10 protein-coding genes and 2 pseudogenes are annotated in these 7,908 nt (G+C 59.1%); 11 read left to right on the top strand and 1 reads right to left on the bottom strand.

All coding sequences use genetic code 11. The annotated features are described in order from the left end of the window. The first annotated feature begins 8 nt into the window (after positions 1-8). From R7Z50_RS23750 to repC, 7 genes are all read left to right on the top strand, one after another. Entirely contained in the window at positions 9-542 is a 534-nt protein-coding gene (locus tag R7Z50_RS23750; RefSeq protein WP_256829340.1) for an AacA4 family aminoglycoside N(6')-acetyltransferase, read from the top strand. Between the two features lie 83 nt (positions 543-625). Further along, positions 626-1,525 carry an extended-spectrum class A beta-lactamase VEB-18 gene (locus R7Z50_RS23745; protein WP_065825678.1) on the top strand — a complete coding sequence of 300 codons (900 nt, stop codon included), beginning with the start codon at positions 626-628 and terminating at the stop codon, positions 1,523-1,525. 144 nt (positions 1,526-1,669) lie between these two features. Then, positions 1,670-2,203, top strand: a complete 534-nt coding sequence (aadB, locus tag R7Z50_RS23740; protein WP_000381802.1) for an aminoglycoside nucleotidyltransferase ANT(2'')-Ia — start codon at positions 1,670-1,672, stop codon at positions 2,201-2,203. Positions 2,204-2,264: 61 nt separating this feature from the next. Continuing rightward, positions 2,265-2,540, top strand: a complete 276-nt coding sequence (locus tag R7Z50_RS23735) for a hypothetical protein (RefSeq protein ID WP_318149288.1) — start codon at positions 2,265-2,267, stop codon at positions 2,538-2,540. A 56-nt stretch (positions 2,541-2,596) separates the two neighbouring features. Then, positions 2,597-2,803, top strand: coding sequence for a plasmid repression protein F (gene urfF / locus R7Z50_RS23730; RefSeq protein WP_112928753.1), 207 nt, complete (start codon positions 2,597-2,599; stop codon positions 2,801-2,803). 30 nt (positions 2,804-2,833) lie between these two features. Further along, positions 2,834-3,673, top strand: coding sequence for a helicase RepA family protein (locus tag R7Z50_RS23725; RefSeq protein ID WP_169573183.1), 840 nt, complete (start codon positions 2,834-2,836; stop codon positions 3,671-3,673). Next, positions 3,660-4,505 carry a replication protein C, IncQ-type gene (gene repC / locus R7Z50_RS23720; RefSeq protein ID WP_112928757.1) on the top strand — a complete coding sequence of 282 codons (846 nt, stop codon included), beginning with the start codon at positions 3,660-3,662 and terminating at the stop codon, positions 4,503-4,505. Before R7Z50_RS23725 ends, repC begins: the two co-directional genes overlap by 14 nt. Before the next feature lie 604 nt (positions 4,506-5,109). On the opposite strand, the gene R7Z50_RS23715 is transcribed toward repC, so the two are convergent. Further along, positions 5,110-5,370 carry a mobilization protein gene (locus R7Z50_RS23715; protein WP_169573164.1) on the bottom strand — a complete coding sequence of 87 codons (261 nt, stop codon included), beginning with the start codon at positions 5,368-5,370 and terminating at the stop codon, positions 5,110-5,112. A gap of 182 nt (positions 5,371-5,552) precedes the next feature. Here R7Z50_RS23715 and R7Z50_RS23710 point away from each other — a divergent pair. The 4 genes and pseudogenes from R7Z50_RS23710 to R7Z50_RS23695 form a co-directional block, all read left to right on the top strand. After that, positions 5,553-6,194 (top strand): annotated as a pseudogene (locus R7Z50_RS23710) (MobA/MobL family protein); the annotation flags it as partial. Between the two features lie 106 nt (positions 6,195-6,300). Continuing rightward, positions 6,301-6,711, top strand: coding sequence for an IncQ-type mobilization protein MobB (locus R7Z50_RS23705; protein ID WP_011117300.1), 411 nt, complete (start codon positions 6,301-6,303; stop codon positions 6,709-6,711). Then, positions 6,642-7,664, top strand: coding sequence for a DNA-primase RepB domain-containing protein (locus tag R7Z50_RS23700; RefSeq protein WP_318057402.1), 1,023 nt, complete (start codon positions 6,642-6,644; stop codon positions 7,662-7,664). The genes R7Z50_RS23705 and R7Z50_RS23700 overlap by 70 nt, the downstream gene beginning before the upstream one ends. 55 nt (positions 7,665-7,719) lie before the next feature. Continuing rightward, positions 7,720-7,908, top strand: a pseudogene (locus tag R7Z50_RS23695) (hypothetical protein); the annotation flags it as partial.

Below are 7,908 nucleotides of genomic sequence, written 5' to 3'. Positions count from 1 at the left end.
CCCCCCCCATAACTCTTCGCCTCATGACCGAGCGCGACCTGCCGATGCTCCATGATTGGCTCAACCGGCCGCACATCGTTGAGTGGTGGGGTGGTGACGAAGAGCGACCGACTCTTGATGAAGTGCTGGAACACTACCTGCCCAGAGCGATGGCGGAAGAGTCCGTAACACCGTACATCGCAATGCTGGGCGAGGAACCGATCGGCTATGCTCAGTCGTACGTCGCGCTCGGAAGCGGTGATGGCTGGTGGGAAGATGAAACTGATCCAGGAGTGCGAGGAATAGACCAGTCTCTGGCTGACCCGACACAGTTGAACAAAGGCCTAGGAACAAGGCTTGTCCGCGCTCTCGTTGAACTACTGTTCTCGGACCCCACCGTGACGAAGATTCAGACCGACCCGACTCCGAACAACCATCGAGCCATACGCTGCTATGAGAAGGCAGGATTCGTGCGGGAGAAGATCATCACCACGCCTGACGGGCCGGCGGTTTACATGGTTCAAACACGACAAGCCTTCGAGAGAAAGCGCGGTGTTGCCTAACAACTCATTCAAGCCGACGCCGCTTCGCGGCGCGGCTTAATTCAGGTGTTAGCGGTAATTTAACCAGATAGGAGTACAGACATATGAAAATCGTAAAAAGGATATTATTAGTATTGTTAAGTTTATTTTTTACAATTGCGTATTCAAATGCTCAAACTGACAACTTAACTTTGAAAATTGAGAATGTTTTAAAGGCAAAAAATGCCAGAATAGGAGTAGCAATATTCAACAGCAATGAGAAGGATACTTTGAAGATTAATAACGACTTCCATTTCCCGATGCAAAGCGTTATGAAATTTCCGATTGCTTTAGCCGTTTTGTCTGAGATAGATAAAGGGAATCTTTCTTTTGAACAAAAAATAGAGATTACCCCTCAAGACCTTTTGCCTAAAATGTGGAGTCCGATTAAAGAGGAATTCCCTAATGGAACAACTTTGACGATTGAACAAATACTAAATTATACAGTATCAGAGAGCGACAATATTGGTTGTGATATTTTGCTAAAATTAATCGGAGGAACTGATTCTGTTCAAAAATTCTTGAATGCTAATCATTTCACTGATATTTCAATCAAAGCAAACGAAGAACAAATGCACAAGGATTGGAATACCCAATATCAAAATTGGGCAACCCCAACAGCGATGAACAAACTGTTAATAGATACTTATAATAATAAGAACCAATTACTTTCTAAAAAAAGTTATGATTTTATTTGGAAAATTATGAGAGAAACAACAACAGGAAGTAACCGATTAAAAGGACAATTACCAAAGAATACAATTGTTGCTCATAAAACAGGGACTTCCGGAATAAATAATGGAATTGCAGCAGCCACTAATGATGTTGGGGTAATTACTTTACCGAATGGACAATTAATTTTTATAAGCGTATTTGTTGCAGAGTCCAAAGAAACTTCGGAAATTAATGAAAAGATTATTTCAGACATTGCAAAAATAACGTGGGATTACTATTTGAATAAATAAAAAACTACCGCTAACACTGGCTCATAGGCAATGGCGGGTTGAAGTGCAATTTGCAAAGTCGGTAGCCCGCCCGAGCGTTTTCTCGGTTTGACAGGAAAGGCTCACGCAAACCGCCACTGCCCATAGCCCAAACCGTTAGGCCGCATGGACACAACGCAGGTCACATTGATACACAAAATTCTAGCTGCGGCAGATGAGCGAAATCTGCCGCTCTGGATCGGTGGGGGCTGGGCGATCGATGCACGGCTAGGGCGTGTAACACGCAAGCACGATGATATTGATCTGACGTTTCCCGGCGAGAGGCGCGGCGAGCTCGAGGCAATAGTTGAAATGCTCGGCGGGCGCGTCATGGAGGAGTTGGACTATGGATTCTTAGCGGAGATCGGGGATGAGTTACTTGACTGCGAACCTGCTTGGTGGGCAGACGAAGCGTATGAAATCGCGGAGGCTCCGCAGGGCTCGTGCCCAGAGGCGGCTGAGGGCGTCATCGCCGGGCGGCCAGTCCGTTGTAACAGCTGGGAGGCGATCATCTGGGATTACTTTTACTATGCCGATGAAGTACCACCAGTGGACTGGCCTACAAAGCACATAGAGTCCTACAGGCTCGCATGCACCTCACTCGGGGCGGAAAAGGTTGAGGTCTTGCGTGCCGCTTTCAGGTCGCGATATGCGGCCTAACAATTCGTCCAAGCCGACGCCGCTTCGCGGCGCGGCTTAACTCAGGTGTTACCGCAGCGAAATGGCCGGGCTGGTCAAGCGGTACGGTGACGACCTCAGCAAGTGCGACTTTATCGCGGCCATGAAGCTGGCCAGCAAGGGCCGGGAGCCGGACGAGATCGCCAAGGCCATGGCCGAGGCCAGCCCCGCCATCATGGAGCGCAAGACGGGCCATGAGGCCGATTACATCAAGCGTACGGTGCAGAAGGTGATGGAGCTGCCGCAGGTGCAGGAGGCCCGCGCCGAGCTGGCGAAGCAGGCCGAGAAACAGCAGTACCGAGGGCCGACATTAGGATAAAACACTTGCATTAGAGCTAATGCCTGTTATGGTGTTAGCTCTAATGCGGAGGAAATATGAAAGACCAACACGACAAGCGTACCGGCAACCTGCTGGCCACCCCCAACGCTATACGACAGGCCCGCTTTGCCGAGCAGCAGCGAGCCATGGGCCGCAAGGCCCGGAAGATATGGGCCACAGACGCAGAGGCCGAGGCGCTGCGGCTGTATCTGGAAGAACTCAGGGCGGCGCAGGGCGGGGGTAGTGACCCCGCCAGCGCCTAACCACCAACCGCCTACACAGGAGGCAAATCAATGGCTACCCATAAGCCTATCGACATTCTGGCGAGCTTCACAGAGCTACCGCCACCGATTGACTACGTACTGCCCAACATGGTGGCCGGCACCGTGGGGGCGCTGGTGTCCCCCGGTGGGGCCGGCAAGTCCATGCTGGCCCTGCAACTGGCCGCACAGATCGCAGGCGGCCCCGACCTGCTGGACGTGGGCGAGTTGCGCACCGGCCCGGTGATCTACCTGCCCGCCGAAGACCCGCCCACCGCCATACATCACCGCCTGCACGCATTGGGGGAACGCCTGACCGACGAGCAACGGCAAGCCGTGGCTGACGGTCTGCTAATCCAGCCGCTGATCGGCAGCCTACCCAACATCATGGCCCCGGAGTGGTTCGACGGCCTCAAGCGAGCCGCTGAGGGACGCCGCTTGATGGTGCTGGATACCTTGCGCCGGTTCCACATCGAGGAAGAGAACGCCAGCGGCCCCATGGCGCAAGTGATTGGCCGCATGGAGGCCATCGCCGCCGATACCGGGTGCTCTATCGTGTTCCTGCACCATGCCAGCAAGGGCGCGGCCATGATGGGCGCAGGCGACCAGCAGCAGGCCAGCCGGGGATCGTCCGTGCTGGTGGATAACATCCGCTGGCAATCGTACCTGTCCGGCATGACCACCGGTGAGGCCGAGGAATGGGGCGTAGACGACACGCAGCGGCCCTATTTCGTCCGCTTTGGAGTCAGCAAGGCCAACTATGGGGCACCGTTCAAAGACCGCTGGTTCAGGCGGCATGACGGCGGGGTACTCAAGCCCGCCGTGCTGGAAAAGCAGCACAAGAGCAAGGGGGTGCCTCGTGGCAAAGCCTAAGAACAAACACAGCCTCAGCCACGTCCGGCACGACCCGGCGCACTGTCTGGCCCCCGGCCTGTTCCGTGCCCTCAAGCGGGGCGAGCGCAAGCGCGGCAAGCTGGACGTGACGTATGACTACGGCGACGGCAAGCGGATCGAGTTCAGCGGCCCGGAGCCGCTGGGCGCTGATGATTTGCGCATCCTGCAGGGGCTGGTGGCCATGGCCGGGCCTAGTGGTCTGGTGCTAGAGCCAGAACCGGAGACCCCCGGCGGGCAGCAGCTCCGGCTGTTCCTGGAACCCAAATGGGAAGCCGTTACCGCTGACGCCATGGTGGTCAAGGGTAGCTATCGGGCGCTGGCTCGTGAAATAGGCTATGCCAATATCGAGGACTCAAAGCCCATCAGGGACTGCATTGAACGGCTTTGGAAGGTGTCCATCATCGCCCAGAATGGCCGCAAGCGGCAGGGCTTCCGGCTGCTTGCCGAGTACGCCAGCGACGAGGCAGACGGGCGCCTGTATGTGGCCCTGAACCCCTTGATCGCGCAGGCCGTCATGGGTGGCGGCCAGCATGTGCGCATCAGCATGGACGAGGTGCGGGCGCTGGACAGCGAAACCGCCCGCCTGCTGCACCAGCGGCTGTGTGGCTGGATCGACCCCGGCAAGACCGGCAAGGCGGCCATAGATACCCTGTGCGGCTACGTCTGGCCGTCAGAGGCCAGTGGGGCCGCCATGCGCAAGAGACGCCAGCGGGTGCGCGAGGCGCTGCCGGAGCTGATCGCGCTGGGCTGGACGGTGAACGAGTATGCGGCGGGTAAGTACGACATCGCACGGCCCAAGGCGGCAGGCTGACCCCTGCAATAACTGTCACGCCCCCCCCGTTAACTGTCACGCCCCCCCCGTTAACTGTCACGCCCCCCCCCGTTAACTGTCACGAACCCCCCCGTTAACTGTCACGCCCCCAAACCTGCAAACCCAGCAGGGGCGGGGGCTGGCGGGGTGCTGAAAAAATCCATCCATGATTATCTAAGAATAATCCACTAGGCGCGGTTAACAGCGCCCTAGTGGGGCGCTGTTTGCCCTTGCCCAAAATGCCCGGCCAGAGGCCGGATAACTGATCTATCCGCTGCGCTAGGCTACACACCGCCCCCACCGCTCCGCGGTAGGGAAAAGGCGGGCCAAGGCCCGCAAACCCAAACCCCATGCACAGACGCCACAGGAAGCCGCAGACGCCTTTAGCCGCTTTAGCGGCCTTTACCCCTGCCCGCAGGGCGGGGGCGCGTGTGAAGCCCCGCAGGGGCCATGCTGGCCACCTTGCGCTTGGCTATCTCCGCCTTGATGGTCGCGCCCGCCTCTCGCATCTCTTGCTGCAGGGCTTCGATCTCGGCAGGTGTCAGCCGGTAGAAGCTCACCCTTGCCCCTCTTGCGGCTCCGGCTGGCCATGCTCCTGTGGCTGCTATTCCTGCTTGGGTGGCAGTCCGAACAGCGCCCGGTCATGGTCGCGCTCTAGGTAGCTGTCCAGCCCATCGAGCAAGCGCTGTTCTGGCCACTCGCCGCTTTCGACTTTGCCGAGTATCCACGCGCCTACCAGCACCTTGCGCCGGGTGTCCTCCTTGCGCTTTTGCTGCTGCTCCCGTGCCCTGACCCGCTGGATCTTGGCGTTGATCCGTGCCCGTTGCTCTTCCAGCTTGGCGAGCCGTTCCGCTGCTTTTGCCATGTTGACATTCCCCTTGGTTATGTGCTTGCCATCATGCTATCATCGGAGCACAGACACCGCAAACCCCGACCGTCATTCTAACGGGAGGGCGCACTTACCGGTTTCTCTTCGAGAAACTGCCCTGCGGGCACCCCTTTGGGGCTGTGCGCTCTCCGAGGGCCATTGCATGGAGCTAAACCCCTATGGCCATCTATCACCTTACGGCCAAGACCGGCAGCCGGAACGGCGGCCAGTCGGCCAAGGCGAAAGCCGATTACATCCAGCGGGAGGGCCGTTACTCCCGCGACCGTGACGAGGTGCTGCACACTCAGTCCGGCCACCTGCCCGAGTGGGCCGAGCGCCCCGCCGACTACTGGGATGCTGCCGACCTGTATGAACGCGCCAATGGGCGGCTGTTCAAAGAGGTTGAGTTTGCCCTGCCGGTCGAACTGACCCTAGATCAGCAGCGGGAGCTGGTGGACGAATTCGCCCGGCATCTGACCGAGGGCGAGCGCCTGCCGTATACGCTGGCCATTCATGCCGGTAAAGGTGAGAACCCCCATTGCCACTTGATGATCTCTGAGCGGAAGAACGACGGTATCGAGCGCCCGGCTGACCAGTGGTTCAAGCGGTACAACGCCAAACAGCCAGAGCGGGGCGGGGCGCAGAAGTCCGAGAGCCTGAAGCCCAAGGCATGGCTTGAGCAGACCCGCGAGGCATGGGCCGACCATGCCAACCGGGCATTAGAGCGGGCTGGTCACGACGCCCGCATTGACCATAGAACACTTGAGGCGCAGGGCATCGAGCGCCTGCCGGGCATCCATCTTGGCCCCAACGTGGTGGAGATGGAGGGCCGGGGCATCCGCACCGAGCGGGCCGACACCGCCCTAGCCATCGACACGGCCAACGGCCAGATCATCGACTTACAAGAATACCGGGAGGTTATCGAGCATGAGCGCGATAGACAGAGTGAAGAAGTCCAGAGGCATCAACGAGTTAGCGGAGCAGATCGAACCGCTGGCCCAGAGCATGGCGACACTGGCCGACGAGGCCCGGCAGGTCATGAGCCAGACTCAGCAGGCCAGCGAGGCGCAGGCAGCGGAGTGGCTGAAAGCCCAACGCCAGACAGGGGCGGCATGGGTGGAGCTGGCCAAGGAGTTGCGGGAGGTAGCCGCCGAGGTGAGCAGCGCCGCGCAGAGCGCCCGGAGCGCCGCCCGTGGCTGGACATGGAAGTTGTGGGCCGGGGTCTTGATCGCTTCCGTGACGCCTATTCTGGCGCTGCTGATCGCATCATGGCTTTGGCTGGAGCCGCAAATCATCGAACAACAGGGGGGTATATGGCTGGTTTTCAAGCTCAAGTAAAGGGTGACCGCACCGCGCAAGCCATCGCCCGGCAGCTCAAGGCCATGGGCTGCGACCGGTACGACATCGGCATACGGGATGCCGCCAGCGGCAAGATGATGAACCGGGAATGGTCAGCCGCCGAAGTGCTCCAGAACACGCCATGGCTCAAGCGGATGAATGCCCAGGGCAATGACGTGTATATCAGGCCCGCCGAGCAGGAGCGGCATGGTTTGGTGCTGGTGGACGATCTCAGTGAGTTCGACTTGGATGACATGAAAGCCGAGGGCCGGGAGCCGGCGCTGATCGTGGAGACCAGCCCCAAGAACTATCAGGCATGGGTAAAAGTGGCTCAGGACGCCCCAGCAGGTCACAGGGGCGTAATCGCCCGGAAGCTGGCCCGCGAGTACGACGCCGACCCGGCCAGCGCCGACAGCCGCCACTATGGTCGCTTGGCGGGCTTCACCAACCGCAAGGACAAGCACACCACCCGCACCGGTTATCAGCCGTGGGTGCTGCTGCGTGAATCCAAGGGCAAGACCGCCACCGCAGGGCCGGAGCTGATGCAGCAGGCCGGGCAGGTGCTGGACAGCATTAAGCGCCAACAGGAACGGACGGCACGACTGGCCGAGATCACCGCCCCGCGGAGTGTGCGCCGGTATCGCCGCAGCGCCGTGGACGACTACCGCAGCGAAATGGCCGGGTTGGTCAAACGCTTCGGTGACGACCTCAGCAAGTGCGACTTCATTGCGGCTATGAAGCTGGCCAGCAAGGGCCGGGAGCCGGACGAGATCGCCAAGGCCATGGCCGAGGCCAGCCCCGCGATCATGGAGCGCAAGGCAGGCCATGAGGCCGATTACATCAAGCGCACGGTACAGAAAGTGATGGAGCTGCCGCAGGTGCAGGAGGCCCGCGCCGAGCTGGCGAAGCAGACCCAGAAGCAGCGCAGTCGGGGGCCAGATTTAAGTATGTAATGCTTGCGTTAGCGCTAACTGGTGGTATACTGTTAGCTCTAATGGAGGGTTTGAGATGAAAGACCAACACGACAAGCGTACCGGCAACCTGCTGGCCACCCCTAACGCTATACGACAGGCCCGCTTTGCCGAACAGCAGCGAGCCATGGGCCGCAAGGCCGCGAGCACCCCCCCCATAACTCTTCGCCTCATGACCGAGCGCGACCTGCCGATGCTCCATGATTGGCTCAACCGGCCGCACATC

Source organism: Vibrio sp. 1249-1, from assembly GCF_033340495.1.
This window is presented reverse-complemented; position numbering and strand designations above follow the sequence as displayed.

What these genes read in the sequence shown, in the direction of transcription:
- R7Z50_RS23715 (WP_169573164.1), bottom strand. Translation starts at nt 5,370, where the DNA reads ATGGCAAAAGCAGCGGAACGGCTCGCCAAGCTGGAAGAGCAACGGGCA.
- urfF (WP_112928753.1), top strand. Translation starts at nt 2,597, where the DNA reads ATGAAAGACCAACACGACAAGCGTACCGGCAACCTGCTGGCCACCCCC.
- R7Z50_RS23725 (WP_169573183.1), top strand. Translation starts at nt 2,834, where the DNA reads ATGGCTACCCATAAGCCTATCGACATTCTGGCGAGCTTCACAGAGCTA.
- R7Z50_RS23700 (WP_318057402.1), top strand. Translation starts at nt 6,642, where the DNA reads ATGGCTTTGGCTGGAGCCGCAAATCATCGAACAACAGGGGGGTATATG.
- R7Z50_RS23745 (WP_065825678.1), top strand. Translation starts at nt 626, where the DNA reads ATGAAAATCGTAAAAAGGATATTATTAGTATTGTTAAGTTTATTTTTT.
- R7Z50_RS23735 (WP_318149288.1), top strand. Translation starts at nt 2,265, where the DNA reads ATGGCCGGGCTGGTCAAGCGGTACGGTGACGACCTCAGCAAGTGCGAC.
- R7Z50_RS23705 (WP_011117300.1), top strand. Translation starts at nt 6,301, where the DNA reads ATGAGCGCGATAGACAGAGTGAAGAAGTCCAGAGGCATCAACGAGTTA.
- aadB (WP_000381802.1), top strand. Translation starts at nt 1,670, where the DNA reads ATGGACACAACGCAGGTCACATTGATACACAAAATTCTAGCTGCGGCA.